The organism is Dyella sp. 2YAF14 (genome assembly GCF_052114725.1).
In the GTDB taxonomy this organism is placed as follows: Bacteria; Pseudomonadota; Gammaproteobacteria; order Xanthomonadales; family Rhodanobacteraceae; genus Dyella.
Map to the genome: position 1 here is coordinate 237,022 of NZ_JBFRFH010000005.1, position 13,975 is coordinate 250,996.

At 65.4% G+C, this 13,975-nt stretch carries 11 protein-coding genes; 7 read left to right on the forward strand and 4 right to left on the reverse strand.

Translation table 11 applies throughout. The annotated features are described in order from the left end of the window. Positions 1 to 153 precede the first annotated feature (153 nt). A complete protein-coding gene (locus tag AB4Y82_RS10930; protein ID WP_441603115.1) occupies positions 154 to 2,838 on the reverse strand; it encodes a M1 family metallopeptidase in 2,685 nt (894 codons plus the stop codon). Positions 2,839 to 3,070: 232 nt separating this feature from the next. On the opposite strand from AB4Y82_RS10930, the gene oxyR reads away from it, so the two are divergent. Both oxyR and AB4Y82_RS10940 read left to right on the forward strand, forming a co-directional pair. Next, a complete protein-coding gene (gene oxyR / locus AB4Y82_RS10935; RefSeq protein WP_441603116.1) occupies positions 3,071 to 4,015 on the forward strand; it encodes a DNA-binding transcriptional regulator OxyR in 945 nt (314 codons plus the stop codon). Between the two features lie 6 nt (positions 4,016 to 4,021). Then, complete coding sequence (locus tag AB4Y82_RS10940) at positions 4,022 to 4,621, forward strand: hypothetical protein (protein WP_441603117.1); 600 nt, start codon at positions 4,022 to 4,024, stop codon at positions 4,619 to 4,621. 86 nt (positions 4,622 to 4,707) lie between these two features. Here the strand turns inward: AB4Y82_RS10940 and AB4Y82_RS10945 are convergent, their stop codons facing one another. Together AB4Y82_RS10945 and AB4Y82_RS10950 are read right to left on the reverse strand one after the other, a co-directional pair. Then, positions 4,708 to 5,241, reverse strand: a complete 534-nt coding sequence (locus AB4Y82_RS10945) for an adenine phosphoribosyltransferase (RefSeq protein ID WP_441603118.1) — start codon at positions 5,239 to 5,241, stop codon at positions 4,708 to 4,710. Positions 5,242 to 5,357: 116 nt separating this feature from the next. Further along, positions 5,358 to 5,636, reverse strand: a complete 279-nt coding sequence (locus AB4Y82_RS10950; RefSeq protein WP_441603119.1) for a putative signal transducing protein — start codon at positions 5,634 to 5,636, stop codon at positions 5,358 to 5,360. A 199-nt stretch (positions 5,637 to 5,835) separates the two neighbouring features. Between AB4Y82_RS10950 and AB4Y82_RS10955 the strand changes: the two genes are divergently transcribed. The 4 genes from AB4Y82_RS10955 (at position 5,836) to AB4Y82_RS10970 (ending at position 10,949) form a co-directional block, all read left to right on the forward strand. After that, entirely contained in the window at positions 5,836 to 7,623 is a 1,788-nt protein-coding gene (locus tag AB4Y82_RS10955) for a glutamine--tRNA ligase/YqeY domain fusion protein (protein ID WP_441603120.1), read from the forward strand. Positions 7,624 to 7,647: 24 nt separating this feature from the next. Further along, positions 7,648 to 8,205 (forward strand): nucleoside deaminase, encoded by a 558-nt coding sequence (locus AB4Y82_RS10960; protein WP_441603121.1) that lies wholly within the window; start codon positions 7,648 to 7,650, stop codon positions 8,203 to 8,205. Continuing rightward, positions 8,202 to 8,939: a TVP38/TMEM64 family protein gene (locus AB4Y82_RS10965; protein WP_441603122.1), complete on the forward strand. Its 738-nt coding sequence runs from the start codon at positions 8,202 to 8,204 to the stop codon at positions 8,937 to 8,939. The genes AB4Y82_RS10960 and AB4Y82_RS10965 overlap by 4 nt, the downstream gene beginning before the upstream one ends. A gap of 111 nt (positions 8,940 to 9,050) precedes the next feature. Next, positions 9,051 to 10,949, forward strand: coding sequence for an ATP-binding protein (locus AB4Y82_RS10970; protein ID WP_441603123.1), 1,899 nt, complete (start codon positions 9,051 to 9,053; stop codon positions 10,947 to 10,949). 5 nt (positions 10,950 to 10,954) lie between these two features. Here AB4Y82_RS10970 and AB4Y82_RS10975 read toward each other — a convergent pair whose 3' ends face one another. Further along, positions 10,955 to 12,718 carry a type VI secretion protein IcmF/TssM N-terminal domain-containing protein gene (locus AB4Y82_RS10975; protein WP_441611274.1) on the reverse strand — a complete coding sequence of 588 codons (1,764 nt, stop codon included), beginning with the start codon at positions 12,716 to 12,718 and terminating at the stop codon, positions 10,955 to 10,957. A gap of 547 nt (positions 12,719 to 13,265) precedes the next feature. Here AB4Y82_RS10975 and AB4Y82_RS10980 point away from each other — a divergent pair. Then, positions 13,266 to 13,946, forward strand: a complete 681-nt coding sequence (locus tag AB4Y82_RS10980) for a LuxR C-terminal-related transcriptional regulator (RefSeq protein ID WP_441603125.1) — start codon at positions 13,266 to 13,268, stop codon at positions 13,944 to 13,946. Positions 13,947 to 13,975: the final 29 nt, after the last annotated feature.

Consider the following 13,975-nt stretch of genomic DNA (forward strand, 5'->3'; position numbering starts at 1 on the left):
GGGCCGGCTCAGTGTAGGTGCCGGCAGAAGGTGGCGGAAAGCACCCTCGCCAGGTCTAACGGGCCAGTCGGGGAAAAGGGTTCGAGGCCGCGCACAAAAAAACCGGGCGGCTTGCGGCCGCCCGATTGGGTAACACTCGCTTGCCCCTGAAGCTCAGCGCAGGATCGCGGCGGCGTCCTGCTTGCGCACCAGCGCGTTGCACAGCAAGGTGGATTCGCTGGCCTGGGCCAGGCCGCGATCGGCGCCGCTCACGTCCTTCGCGCGATCCTTGAAGAACGCCTGCAAGCGATCGGCTTCGTCCTGCGAGCAACCGCCGCCACCGACGAGATCAGGCAGGCGACCGCCCGAGAAGCTGCCGGTGCGGTCGACGATCTTGTCGTAGTTGGTGGTGGTCCACTGCCACGACGCATCGCGTTCGGTGCGGGTGTCGCGGCTGCCGTGCAGCAGCATCGACATCTCGCCGACCTTCACCTTCTTGTCGAGGGCAAAGTTGCGCACTTGCAAGGTCAGCGACGGATCGTTCGCTTCGGCCAGGCCATCGAGCATGGCATTGCGCAGGGCCGGATCGCTGGTCTGTGGCACTTCGGCGATCAGTGCGTCCACCGCCGGCTTGCCGCGTTCCTGCACGGCGACGCCCAGTGACGTGCCCAGCAGATCCGCGTCGGCGGCCGCAAGATCCAGGCGACCATCGGCCTTGCGCTTGAGCGCGGCATCACCCTGCTTGAGCAGTTCGGCGCGCACTTCCGGCAGCTTGACCGTCAAGGCGAGTTCGTCGGCCAGCGTGCTGCGCAACAGCGAGTCGCTATCGGCTTCGTTGGCCTTGCGCTGGTAGCTCAGCTGCTGCATGCGCGGCAGATAGGCGGCCTTGGCCCAGGCGGCGAGTTTGGCGCGCTCGGCATCGGTCTGCGCCAGGTTGCGGTAGATCCAGTTGAAGGTGGTCAGCGGTGCGGTGGCCACTTCGCGGGTCTTGGACGAGGTCAGCGGCTTGAGCGCGGCGAGCACGTCGCCCGCATCGATGTCACCGTGCTTGAAGCTGGCATAGACCGCATCCGCATAAGCTAGCTGCTCGGCATCGTCGAGCTTGCCGATCTGCTTGCCCAGGTTGCCGAGGTCGCCCTTGGTCATCGCGAAACGGTAGTAGCCGCTGCCGTTGGCATTGGGCAGCACCCACGTACCCTTGCTGGCGCCCTCGAGCACCATCGAGCCGGTGGCCTGGTCGAGCAGTTCGCAGCTCACCTTGCTGCCGCTGGCGGTGCCGTAGCGCACGCACATCGGCACGCCCCAGACCTGCTTGTCGTCACCCTTGCTGCCGGTGGGCAGGTAACGGCTCTGGCTGAGCTTGAGCACGGTCTTGCCGCCTTCCTGGGTCAGCTCGGTCTGCACATACGGCACGCCCGGCTGGTTGAGGAAGCTCTTGAACGCCTGCTTGAAGTTGTCGCCCTTGTCGGCCGCCTTGGCGATGGCGTTGATCAGATCGTCGGCCGTGGCGTTGCCGAACTTGTGCTCCTGGACATAGGCGCGCATGCCCTGCTGGAACGTCGCCTCGCCGACGTAGCCTTCGAACATGCCCAGCACCGCCGCACCCTTCTGATAGGTGATGCTGTCGAAGGCGGTTTCGATGTCGCCATTGCCGGTGATCGGCTGGCGGATCTTGCGCGTGGTGACCAGGCTGTCGCCGTTCATCGCACCCTGCGCGCCGCGCACGCGGTCGAGATCGGCGCGGTATTCCGGATGCACCTTCTGCGTCACCTTCTGCTGCATCCAGGTGGCGAAGGCTTCGTTGAGCCACAGGTCGTCCCACCAGGCGAGCGTGACGGTATCGCCCGTCCACTGGTGGGCCAGCTCATGCGCAGTGACATTGAACGAGCCGCGCACGTAGTTGGCCGGGGAATCCGGATCGATCAGCAGCAGCCAGTCGCGGAAGGTGACCAGGCCCGCGTTTTCCATCGCGCCCGCGGAGAAATCCGGCGCGGCCAGCAGGTCGAGCTTGTCCCACGGATAGCCGAAGCCGTAGTAGTCCTCCAGCGTGTGGATGATCGTCGGCGTTTCGCCGAGCACATGCTGCAGGCGATGGCCTTCGCCCTTGGCCGCCACGCCGCGAAGTTCCAACGCAGCAGTGCGGTACTGGTTGGACGAAATATCCGGCCCCTTCACCACATCCCACGGACCCACGCCGAAGGCGACCAGATAGGTCGGCAGCGGCTTGGTGGTGGAGAAGGTCAGCCGCTTCCAGCCGTCGCCGGCCTTTTCTTCCTTCACCTGCTTGGTGTTGGCCACGCCCACTTCGTCGTTGGGAATGGTCAGGCGGACATCGAACGGCGTCTTGAAACCGGGCTCGTCGAAGCCGGGGAAAGCGAAGCGTGCGCTGATCGGCTCCATCTGCGTCATCGCGTACGGCTGGCCTTCGTGGCTGACCTTGTACAGGCCCTGCAGCTGCTGGTTGAGCGGCGCGGTGTAGTTGAACGCCAGCGTCAGCTCCTGCGGCTTGAGCGTGCCGCCGAAATCGATGCGCACCACGCCTTCCTTCGGCGCCGCTTCCACGTATTTCGCCGCGTGCGCCTTGCCCGCCGCATCGGTCACGGTGACCTTGCTGACCTTCAGCTCACGGCCGTGCAGCCACAGGTGATCGGAGGCCTGGCTCAGCTTCACCTTGATCACGGTGGTGCCGGAGAAATCCTGCTGGCGCGGGTCGACCTTGAAGTCGAGCTGGTAGGACTCCGGCTGGGCCCAGCCCGGCAGGCGGCCGTGCGGCTGGTCGTCGGCCGCAGTTGCGGCGAGGGCGGCGCCGCAGCAAGCGGCGAGGGCGGTAAGAACGAGTGGACGGACAAAACGGCGCATGCGCAAAAGCTCCCCTTGGGTAAAGCAAACGCCGACCCTAGGCGCTGCCGTGACTTTGGACCCAGTGCCAAAAGGCATGAGCGGGCCGTCTTCAGCCAAGTCCTACCACGGGCAGGCGCAGACCTCGGCGCTTGGCGCCCGGCGAGACTGATGGCGCCCCAGGCATTGCCTATGACGATCATCAACCCCACAATCATAGGCGACACCTATCACAAGAACATCGGCTCCGCCCATGAACCTGCGCGACCTCAGCTACCTCGTTGCTCTCGCCGAACACCGCCATTTCGGTCGTGCGGCGGAAGCCAGCTTCGTCAGCCAGCCCACCCTGTCCACCCAGATCAAGAAGCTGGAGGACGAACTGGGCGTGGCGCTGGTCGAGCGCACCCCGCGCAAGGTGTTGCTGACCGAAACCGGTCGCGAGATCGCCCGCCGCGCGCGCGGCGTGCTGTCGGAGATCGACGAGATCAAGGCGATTGCGCAACGCACGCGCGATCCGGAATCGGGCACGCTGCGACTGGGCATCTTCCCCACGCTGGGACCGTACCTGCTGCCGCACCTGGTGCCCCTGGTGCGAAAGAATTTTCCGCGTCTGGAGCTGCTGCTGGTTGAAGAAAAAACCGAGCAGGTGATCCGCATGCTGCGCGAGGGCTCGCTCGATGTGGGCATCCTCGCGCTGCCGCTGCACGAAGACAGCTTGCACACGCAGTTCCTGTTCGAGGAGCCCTTTGTGCTCGCCGTGCCGGAAGACCATCCGCTGGGGCTCAAGCACAAACGCCTGAAGCTCGACGACCTGGCCGACGAAAGCCTGCTGCTGCTCGAAGACGGTCATTGCATGCGCGATCAGGCGCTTGAGGTATGCCAGCTCGCGGGTGCGGGCGAACGCTCCGGTTTTCGCGCCACCAGTCTGGAGACTCTGCGCCAGATGGTCGCCGCGAATGTGGGCATCACCCTGCTCCCCACGCTCGCCATCAAGCCGCCGGTGGCGCGCACCGACAACGTACGTCTGCTGGAATTCGCCGGTCGTGCGCCGAGTCGCCGCATTGCGCTGGTATGGCGCAAGAGTTCGTCGCTGGGGACTTTCCTCAAGCGCTTCGCCGAAGTGATCGGCGATCTGCCGGAAGGTCTGCTCGAGCCGGGCATTGTCGAGGGCAAGCCCGCGGTAAAGTCGGGGCGCTGACGCAGCATGCAACGCTTCATCCTGGTCGGCCTGTTGCTGATTGCACTGCTCGGCGGCGTCAACTGGTGGCGCCATCGCGCCATCACGCACGCCCCCGGCATGCTGGCGACCGACGTGCCCGCGCAGATCGACCTCGGCGACAGCAACACCTTGCAACGCGGTGACTTCAGATTGCAGACACGTGCACGCTTCGAGCTCATCGCACGGGTACTGTCACGCGAAGACTACCGGTTCGATGCCGGCGCAGCACTGGCGCCGACGGATCTCGCGCTGGGCTGGGGGCGCATGTCCGACAGCGACGTGTTGTCGCAAATCCAGGTCAGCCAGGGCAATCGTTTTTACCACTGGCACGTCGATCATTTTCCGATACCGCGTCGTGAGATCGAGCAATCCAGCGCCAATATGCACATGATTCCCGCCGACGACACCGCTCGTCGCGAACTGGACCATGTGCGTGCGGGAGAAGTGATCCACCTGCAAGGCTTTCTGGTCGATGCGAGTCGTGCCGATGGCTGGCGCTGGCGCACGTCGATGACGCGCGACGATACGGGTGATGGGGCGTGTGAGCTGGTTTATGTGGAGAGCATCGAACCCGTGTCGCCATGAGGCAAGCGGGTGTCGCGCACAGGGTGCGCTCCCACAAGGGTGCTGCAAATTGTGGGAGCGCACCCTGTGCGCGACACCCGTTCACCTCAATACCGCAACAACGCCTCCAACGGCGCACTCCCATCCTGCCACCGCTCGCGCCCCTGCAAGCTGGCAAGCTCGATCACCACGCTGGCGCCCACCAGCTGCGCGCCCAGCTTCAACACCAGCGCACGCGCCGCGGCCAGGGTGCCACCTGTCGCCAGCACATCATCGACCAGCAACACGCGTTCACCGGGACGCAAGGCATCGTTGCGCGCCTCCAGCCGATCCACGCCATATTCGAGCTGGTAATCCACCGACACCACCGGCGGCGGCAGCTTGTTGGGCTTGCGCAGCGGCACAAAGCCCGCGTGCAGTTTCTGCGCCAGCGCCGCGCCGAAGATGAAGCCACGCGATTCGATGCCGCATACCGCCTGTACCGCACTGCCCTGCCAGGGTTCGGCCAGCGCATCGATGCAGCGGGCGAAGCCGCCGGCATCGGCCAGCAGCGGAGTGATGTCGCGGAACATCACGCCGGGCTTGGGAAAGTCCGGTACGGCGCGAATCAATGACGCGATCTGTTGCAGCGTGACATCCATGGGGTGTGACTCCTTAGCAGCCGGGCGGCAACCCGGCAGGGTACCGTGCCACGCGAAACGGGCCGGGGCGACATGACAAACGGAATACCGGCGGCGCCGGCAGGGGAACGCGCCGTTCAGCAGAAGGCGGGCTGCGGCGCGTCGGGGTCTTCGTCGGGGTCGTTCAGGGCCAGCCGGGCCTCCTGCAGATCCCGTTCGACCTCGCGCACCACTTGTTCGGCGGCGGCCAGGCTGGTTTCGGGAACCAGCACGGCTACGTAGTCCAGGGCAGGTAGTTGTCCCACGGCCCCGGTGAGGTATTCGCCGGAGACGAACGCCGGGATCTCGGCGCGCTCCAGCGCGTCCTTCACCAGGTGGGCGTCGATCAGGCTTTCGGCTCGGTACGCGATACGCATGCCAGCCACGCTACCCCTGCGGCGATATTCCGGCAAGCGCCGCCTGCTTGAGCGTTGCCGGTGCGAAGGCCGCGGTTCACCGAGGATCGACGCCTCTTCCCTGCCCCGGCCAGCCGCTGAAAAACCGCCGAAACACCCCCACGTACCGGACGAGGTAAACTTCACCGTTTCCGCCACCGCGACCGAGCTTCGATTCCCGATGTCCACCGAAAACGCCGCCGTTGAACCCACTGCCTCCGCCGCTGCAGCCCCGCAGGCCGAGGGTCAACGCGCCGATCTACAAAGGGATTTCATTCGCCAGATCATCCGCGAGGACCTGGCCACCGGTAAGCATCACGCCATCCGCACGCGCTTCCCGCCCGAGCCCAATGGCTACCTGCACATCGGCCATGCCAAGGCGATCTGCCTGAATTTCGGCATCGCCAAGGAATTTGCCGGCTGGTGCAACCTGCGCCTGGATGACACCAACCCCGGCAAGGAAGACCCGGAGTTCGTCGAAGGCATCAAGGACGACGTGCGCTGGCTGGGCTACGAGTGGCACGACCTGCGCCACGCCTCGGACTACTTCGAGGTGTTCTACGACTCGGCCATCAAGCTGATCAAGGACGGCGTGGCCTATGTGGACGACCTGAGCCCGGAAGATATGCGCGCCTATCGCGGCACGCTCACCGAGCCGGGCCGCAACTCGCCGTTCCGCGAGCGCAGCGTGGAAGAAAACCTCGACCTGTTCCAGCGCATGCGCGCCGGTGAATTCGCCGACGGCGCCAAGACGCTGCGCGCGAAGATCGACATGACGTCCGGCAACATGAACATGCGCGACCCGGCGATCTACCGCATCCGCAAGGTCACGCACCAGAACACCGGCGACGCGTGGCCGATCTACCCGATGTACGACTATGCGCATTGTCTGTCCGATGCGCTGGAAGGCATCACGCATTCGCTGTGCACGCTGGAATTCGAAGACCACCGCCCGCTGTATGACTGGTTCGTCGACAAGGTGGACCTGGTCAACCATCCGGAGCTGTGGCAGCACCTGCGCGAAGGCGGTTTCCGCACCGAGCCGGCCAAGCCGCGACAGATCGAATTCTCGCGCCTCAACCTGTCCTACTCCATCACCAGCAAGCGCAAGCTCGCCCAGCTGGTGAACGAGAACCTGGTCGATGGCTGGGACGATCCGCGCATGAACACGCTGCGCGGCCTGCGTCGCCGCGGCTTCACGCCGGGCGGCCTGCGCCTGTTGATCGAACGCCTGGGCGTGAGCAAGCAGAACAGCATCATCGATTACTCGATCCTGGAAAACTGCATCCGCGAAGATCTCGACGCGACCGCAGCCCGCCGCATGGCCGTGCTCGACCCGCTCAAGCTGGTGATCACCAATCTGCCGGAAGGCCACGAAGAACAGCTCACCTTCTCCAACCATCCCAAGGACGAGAGCTTCGGCACGCGCCACGTGCCGTTCTCGCGCGAGCTGTGGATCGAGCGCGACGACTTTGCCGAAGTGCCGCCGAAGGGTTTCCATCGCCTCAAGCCCGAGGGCGAAGTGCGCCTGCGTGGCGTGGGCATCGTCAAATGCGACGAGCTGGTGAAGGATGCGAACGGCAACATCACCGAGCTGCGCTGCTCGCTCGACCTGGAGTCGCGCCAGGGCATGCCAGGCGCCGACCGCAAGGTGAAGGGCACCATCCACTGGGTGAGCGCCAGGCACGGCGTCGCCACCGAAGTGCGCGTGTACGACCGCTTGTTCAACGTGGCCGATCCGGACGATGAAACCGACGGCAAGACCTGGATCGAACATATCAACCCGGAAGCCAAGCGCGTGGTCACGGCATGGCTGGAACCGGCGGCGGCCAAAGTCGATCCAGAGCAGCGTTTCCAGTTCGAGCGCCTCGGATACTTCGTGGCTGACCGCGTCGATCACACCTCGGATAAACCTGTTTTCAACCGTACCGTCACCCTGCGTGATGCGTGGGCTAAACAGGCTGGTTGATATCCGCGTCACAAGGAACGTTGCATGCTGCGTCAACAGATACACCTGACCCTGCCGCCGTGGATCGACGAAGTGGTCGATACGCATAAGCGCTACATCACCGACGAGGAACGCGTGGCTCTTGCCATCGAACTCTCTCGTTTGAACATCGAGCGCAGCCATGGCGGCCCGTTCGGTGCCGCGGTGTTCGATGGCCAGGGACGCGTGGTCTCGGTGGGCGTCAATCGCGTGGTGCCGCAGACGTGTTCGGTAGCGCACGCCGAAATGATGGCGTACATGAGCGCACAGCAGCGACTTGCCGCGTTCCGGCTCAACGCCGACGGCGGTCGCTACGCGCTCGCCACAAGCGCGCAACCGTGCTGCCAGTGTTATGGCGCCACCGTGTGGGCCGGCGTGGATGAGCTGCTGATCGGGGCGCGTGCGCAAGACGTCGAAGAACTTACCGAGTTCGACGAAGGCCCGCTGCCGGCCGACTGGATCGGTGAGCTCGAAAAGCGTGGCATTGCCGTGCGCCGCGACATTCTTCGCGACGAGGCGCGCAGCGTGCTGGCGACCTACGGTCAGAGTGGACAGCACTATTGAGCCGCCTGCGCGCCGCTCTTCCGCTGATCCTGCTGGTGTTAGCCGGCATCGCCTTGTTCAGCTCCGGCCTGATGGACCGGCTGCATCCGGAGCAGCTGGTCCAGCACCAGGACCAGCTGCGCCAGGAGATCGGGACGGCGCCGTGGCTTAGCCGCTTCACCTTTATCGGCCTGCTTACCCTGGCCATGTCCACCGGCATTCCGGGCACGGTCATCATCATCATCGCCGGCGGCTTCGCCTTTGGCGCGGTGGAAGGCAGCATCTACTCGTCCATCGGGCTCACCCTGGGCACCTTGATCCTGTTCCTGGCCAGCCGCTATGCCTTTGGTGCAGGGAGCAAGCATCCGCCCGCCCTGGTGGACAAGCTGCACCATGGTTTCGAGCGGCATCCCGTGGCCTACACCATGTTCTTGCGCTTTGTGCCGATCGCGCCGTTTGGCCTGATCACGGTGGCGCTGGCCTGGCTGCGCTGTCCGTTATGGCTGTTCATGGGCGCCAGCTGGCTGGGCGGTACGGTCTCGCTGATCTTCGAGACGTCCATTGGTGCCGGCCTTGGCGCGGCTCTGGCGCAGAGCAACGGCCATTTCGGCCCGGAGCTGCTGATGCAGCGCGGCGTGTGGATGCCGCTGAGCGCGATTGCGGTGCTGGCCCTGGTTCCGCTGCTGGTGGAACGCTTTACCAGCCGACGCCACAAGACCGCCCTGCCGAGCAGGGCGGGCCATCCTCCAGAGTAAGACCGACAAGCGCCATAGCCCGTTCGTAGGCCCCCAGTCGGCCTGCTGCCTGACGCGGAAAATCGCGCTAGGCTGGCTCAGCCTGACGCATGCAGCGTGCAAGGGGACGTGATGGGTGCAGGGGTCAACTCGCGAACAGTGCAATGGTGGCGTCGCACGTCGCTGATGCAGCGGCTTGCCCTGGTGACACTCATCCCGACTTTGGTCACCGCCACCTTGCTGGTGGCCATGCTGGCGCCGCAGCAAGTGATGACCTTGCGCGGCATGGCGCAGAACACCGCCGATGCGATCGCGACGCAGGCTGCCTCGGTCACCGCCGCACCCTTGCGCGATATGCAGCGGCGCGAACTGGTGCGCATCGCCGAATCCATCAGCGACCTGCCGCATGTCGCCCGCGTGCAGATACGCGCTGCCGACGGCGAGATCCTGGCCGACAGCCTCGGCCGCAGCGGCGCCGATAACAACGAAGGCTTGACTGTGGTGCGCGACGTGATCGACAGCGAGCGCCCGGGGCAACCCGTGCTCGGCTCGGTCGTTGTCGACGTGAGCCTGCGCGATGCGATTGCGATGCAGCAGGCCAGTCTTCGCCACGCGCTGGTGGCGCTGGTGATCAGTCTCTTCGTGGCCGCCATCATTGCGTGGCAGGCCGCGCGCTGGATCAGCGCGCCGCTGCGCCGCCTGGTCGATGCCGTGCATCAACTGGGTCGTGGCGACCGGCATGTGGAAGTGGAAGTCACCGACCAGACCGAAATCGGCGAACTGCAGCGCGGCTTCAACAGCGCCGCCATGGCGTTGTTCGACGTGCAGCGCGGCATGGAACGCGAGATCGAACACGCCACGGTGGAACTGGCGCGCAAGAACGCCGCACTCGAAGCGGCCAGCGTGGCGAAGGCGCGCTTCCTCGCGGCGGCATCGCACGATTTGCGCCAGCCGCTATACGCGCTGACCCTGTTTTCATCGTCGCTTGCCGAAGACGAACGCGACCCGGTGCGCCTGGACCGCATCGCGCATATCCAGGAATGCGTGGAAGCACTCGATCATCTGTTCAGCGAATTGCTCGACCTGTCTCGCCTGGAAACCGGCGCCATGCAGATCGAGATTGCCGAGTTCCCGCTCGACCAGGTGTTCCAGGAAGTCAGCCGCAATTTCCGCATGATCGCCGAGCAGCATGGCCTGCGGCTGATCATGCGCACCACCGATCTGTGGGTGCGCAGTGACCGCACCATGCTTTCGCGCATCCTCAACAACCTGGTGAGCAACGCACTTCGCTACACCAGCCGCGGCGGTGTGCTGGTGGTGGCGCGCCAGCGTGCCGACGGCACAGCGCGCGTGGACGTGTGGGATACCGGCAGCGGCATCGCACCTGAGCATCAGGTGCGCGTGTTCGACGAGTTCTACCGGGTCGAATGCCACAGCAACGAACACGATGTGGGTCGCCGGCGCGGCCTCGGCCTGGGACTTGCCACCGTGCAACGCCTGGCCGAATTACTCGACACGCAGGTGGAACTCAAATCCAAGCCCGGGCGTGGCAGCGTCTTCAGCTTCCACCTGCCCGAAGTGCCCGCGCAGCACATCGCCGCGAGCGTCGAAGAGGCCTCGCCCGATGTATCGGGCATGCGCGTGCTGGTGATCGACGACGAGCCCGCCATCCTCTCGGGCATCCGCTACCTGTTGTCCAGCTGGGGTTGCGAAGTGGCGGTGGCCGAGGATCGCGTGCAGGCGTTGCAGGCGGCGGAAGATTGGAACGTGCCGCCGGATATCGTGATTTCCGACCTGCGCCTGCGCGACGGCGAAAGCGGCCTGGACGTGTTGGCCGCGCTGGATGCGCATTACCAGATCGACGGCAATCCGCCGTTCGCGCGCCTGCTTATCACCGGCGAAACGCGCAGTGATCGTCTGCGCGAAATCATGGCCGCGCGCATTCCCGTGCTCTACAAGCCGGTGTCGCCGGAACAACTGCGCGAAGCACTGATGGTCGCGTGGAGCGCTTCGCGCGCCACCACCGCCTGAAGCGCTCAGCCTTTGGGAGCGACGCGGCGCGCCAGGACGCGGTCGGCAGGCAGGAAGCGATTGAACAAGTCGTCGACGAAATCGCCGTTGGGCGCATCGCTGCGCGAGCCGCCCGTCACGTACAGACCTTGCCAGTGCAGACGGCGCTCGCCATGGACTTCGTTCGCCTGAAGCCGTTCGAGGAAACTGCGCAATCCACGCTGCACGCCATATAGGGACTGCAGGAAGGCAAAGGCCTCGCGGCGTCGACGTGGATCGCGCTCGCTCGCCAGCACGGCCTGGGCGATGGCGAGCAGGCGATCGGATACGGCGTCGGCATGGGATTCCACGCGCGCATCGAGCACGCCGTCTTCGAGCACCGCCGTGTGGCGCCAGCCCAATACGCGTCGAAACACCGACAAGGGCAGCGCCGAGCGGAACGCCGCATGTCCCGGCAAGGCCTCCAGCCCCGTCACCACCACATACACCGGCAACTGCAATTGCAGGCGACGCGTGGCTTCATCGGCGAGGCGATGCAGGCGATCGGCATGTGCGGCGACAGCGCCGTCGGGCTCGCGCAGGCTCTGCGCGGCGATGCAGATCACCATGCCATCCAGCGGAAGCTTGCGACGCTCCTTGGCCAGCAGGGCCAGCGCCTTGGACCACGGCGCATCGCCATCGCCAACGGTGGCATGCGGATGCGAAAGCCGCGGACCGGGCTCGATCGCCACCAGCGCCCGAAACACCCACCAATGCCATGGCCGCGTGTCATTGGCTCGCGCCAGTTCGCGCGCATGCGGTGCAGCGGCGGCGGCCTGCAACAACGAACGGACATCCGCCGCACTATCGCCCACAAACAGCAACCACGGGTGCCGCGACAGCTGTCGCCAGCGACCGCGGCGGCGGAACGGATGCAGGATGGCGCCACGCAGGCGTCGGGCCGCGTCCTTCACTGCCGCCGAGATGCTGCCGACGCCATAGCCTGCTTCTGTACTGTCGGCCACGCGGGTATGGGCGCGCATCATCACCAGGGATTGCCAGGCCAGCACGCTGATCCAGCCCACCACCGCCAAGGCCGCCACGATGAGGCTGCTGGTGAACCATGCCTGCTCGGACAAGGCATGGCTGAAAAGCGGCGCCACGAAAGCGACGAATACCAGCACCACCACCAGCGCCGCCACCAGCTGCGCGAGCCGGCGCCCCATCCAGCTCACGGGCAGGCGCAGTACAGGGGAACCGGGTGTCATATAGGGTTGCGGCGTCACCGATTCGCGCTGCAAGGACTGCAGCAGATTCGCCGCACCGGTGCTGGCCGGGCAGTAGAGCGCCTTGATGCGTCCCAGTTCGCCGCTGTCGCCCTGCTCGTAGTAATACTGGCCGGCGAAGCCAAGCAACAGCGCCATGCTGAACACTTCGCGGACTTCATCGTCGCTGCTGCCAAGGCGACCGAGCTGGTCGAAGAATTCGGTGGCCGCCCCGCCGGTACGAAAGAGTGTCTGCTGCAGCGGGGTCACCTGGCGCCAGCCGCCGTGACGCGTGACTACTTCGTCAAACCATGCCGAGACGGCAAACGCCGCCAGCTCGACCTGGGCCAGCAGCTTGCCGCGCGCAAACGCCGCGCCGCGGCTTTGTTCCACCAGGGCGACTGCGCGAGCGTGCACGGACGGCAATTCGTCGTCGGAGAGATTCTGGCTGGTGGCCTGCTCGTCGATCAGCAGGCCATATGCGAACAGAGGCGCAAAACTTTCCAGCAGCCGCATGGCACCTATAGCCGTCAAAGCCTGTTGCATGTCGCTCCATTGCCCCCGCCGGACCACGTTGCCGCGTCGGACGGGGATGAGCGCCGAAGTCTACGACGATACGCCTCGTCGTGCCGACCAAGCAGTGCCCGCCATGAGACCCAGCCCGAAAAACCGGAGACGAGCGCGTCTCCGGGGAAGAGGGCCATCCATGGCGAACCGGCCGTCGCGGGCATTAGATCCCGCATGCCGGAGGTTCCAACGGGTTTCGGGGGAAGACTGGGCACAGCACGCAGTGGCTCGGGCAGGCCGGTGGCGCGTTGCGTGTCATTCATCTGGTGCCAAGTCTCTAGGTATGCGGTGGATCGTGCCAACGGCTTGCACGACCCGAACGCTCCGCTTCCACCCAGCGGCGGTATCGATGAGCGATTCCCCCGATCGCGGCGGCATTTTCACGATTGGCGCGGCGAGGGGCCATATCTCGTTGAGGCTATGCCGTTCGTACGCGCTTTGTGGTTGCCGCGCGAACTGGCTGGGGCTATGTTGCGTAGGCGGACGTGCGGTGATGGGATTACCGTACAGCGCCATGGGGAATGAGATGCGCATATTGATCGCAGACGACCATCGGCTGATCGTCGAGGGTGTCAAGCTCAAGCTGGCCGAGCTTGGGCCGGACACTGATTTTGTGATGGCCATGGATATGGCTGAACTACGCGAGGCCATCCATTCGCCGGAGGCGCCGTCGCTGTCGCTTGCGCTGATCGACCTGGCCATGCCGGGTGTCCAGGGCAGCGAGCACCTGGCCGAGGTCATCGAACATCTGCCTCACGTGCCGGTGATGGTGCTGTCCGGCTCGGAGGACGGCGCGCTGATGAAGAGCCTGCTGGCCATGGGCGTGCAGGGTTTCATTCCCAAGGCGTATTCGCCCGACGTGATGCTCTCGGCCGTGCGCCTGGTGCTGTCCGGCGGCGTCTACGTACCGCCGCTGCTGTTGCAGGAGCGCGTGGACGGCACGGTGCCGACACCGCCGCCCGCCACGGCGTCGCAGCTGCCGCCCGGCGCCGACTCGCTGGAAGAGCGGCTGCGCAAGTTGCTCACCGAACGCCAGATCGATGTGCTGCGCCTGCTCTCGCAGGGCAAGCCGAACAAACTGATTGCCCGCGACCTGGGCATCAGCGAGGGCACGGTGAAGATCCATCTGGCGGCGATCTTCCGCGCGCTGAATGTACGTAACCGCGTCGAGGCCGTGGTGGCCTCGCGCCGCATCAGCGGCCTCTGATCGCCACGCCGCTGATCCGACGGTAGCCC

Bases quoted from the DNA above. Each gene is read 5' to 3' on its own strand.
- AB4Y82_RS10930 (WP_441603115.1), bottom strand. From the start codon at position 2,838: ATGCGCCGTTTTGTCCGTCCACTCGTTCTTACCGCCCTCGCCGCTTGC.
- oxyR (WP_441603116.1), top strand. From the start codon at position 3,071: ATGAACCTGCGCGACCTCAGCTACCTCGTTGCTCTCGCCGAACACCGC.
- AB4Y82_RS10940 (WP_441603117.1), top strand. From the start codon at position 4,022: ATGCAACGCTTCATCCTGGTCGGCCTGTTGCTGATTGCACTGCTCGGC.
- AB4Y82_RS10945 (WP_441603118.1), bottom strand. From the start codon at position 5,241: ATGGATGTCACGCTGCAACAGATCGCGTCATTGATTCGCGCCGTACCG.
- AB4Y82_RS10950 (WP_441603119.1), bottom strand. From the start codon at position 5,636: ATGCGTATCGCGTACCGAGCCGAAAGCCTGATCGACGCCCACCTGGTG.
- AB4Y82_RS10955 (WP_441603120.1), top strand. From the start codon at position 5,836: ATGTCCACCGAAAACGCCGCCGTTGAACCCACTGCCTCCGCCGCTGCA.
- AB4Y82_RS10960 (WP_441603121.1), top strand. From the start codon at position 7,648: ATGCTGCGTCAACAGATACACCTGACCCTGCCGCCGTGGATCGACGAA.
- AB4Y82_RS10970 (WP_441603123.1), top strand. From the start codon at position 9,051: ATGGGTGCAGGGGTCAACTCGCGAACAGTGCAATGGTGGCGTCGCACG.
- AB4Y82_RS10975 (WP_441611274.1), bottom strand. From the start codon at position 12,718: ATGCAACAGGCTTTGACGGCTATAGGTGCCATGCGGCTGCTGGAAAGT.
- AB4Y82_RS10980 (WP_441603125.1), top strand. From the start codon at position 13,266: ATGCGCATATTGATCGCAGACGACCATCGGCTGATCGTCGAGGGTGTC.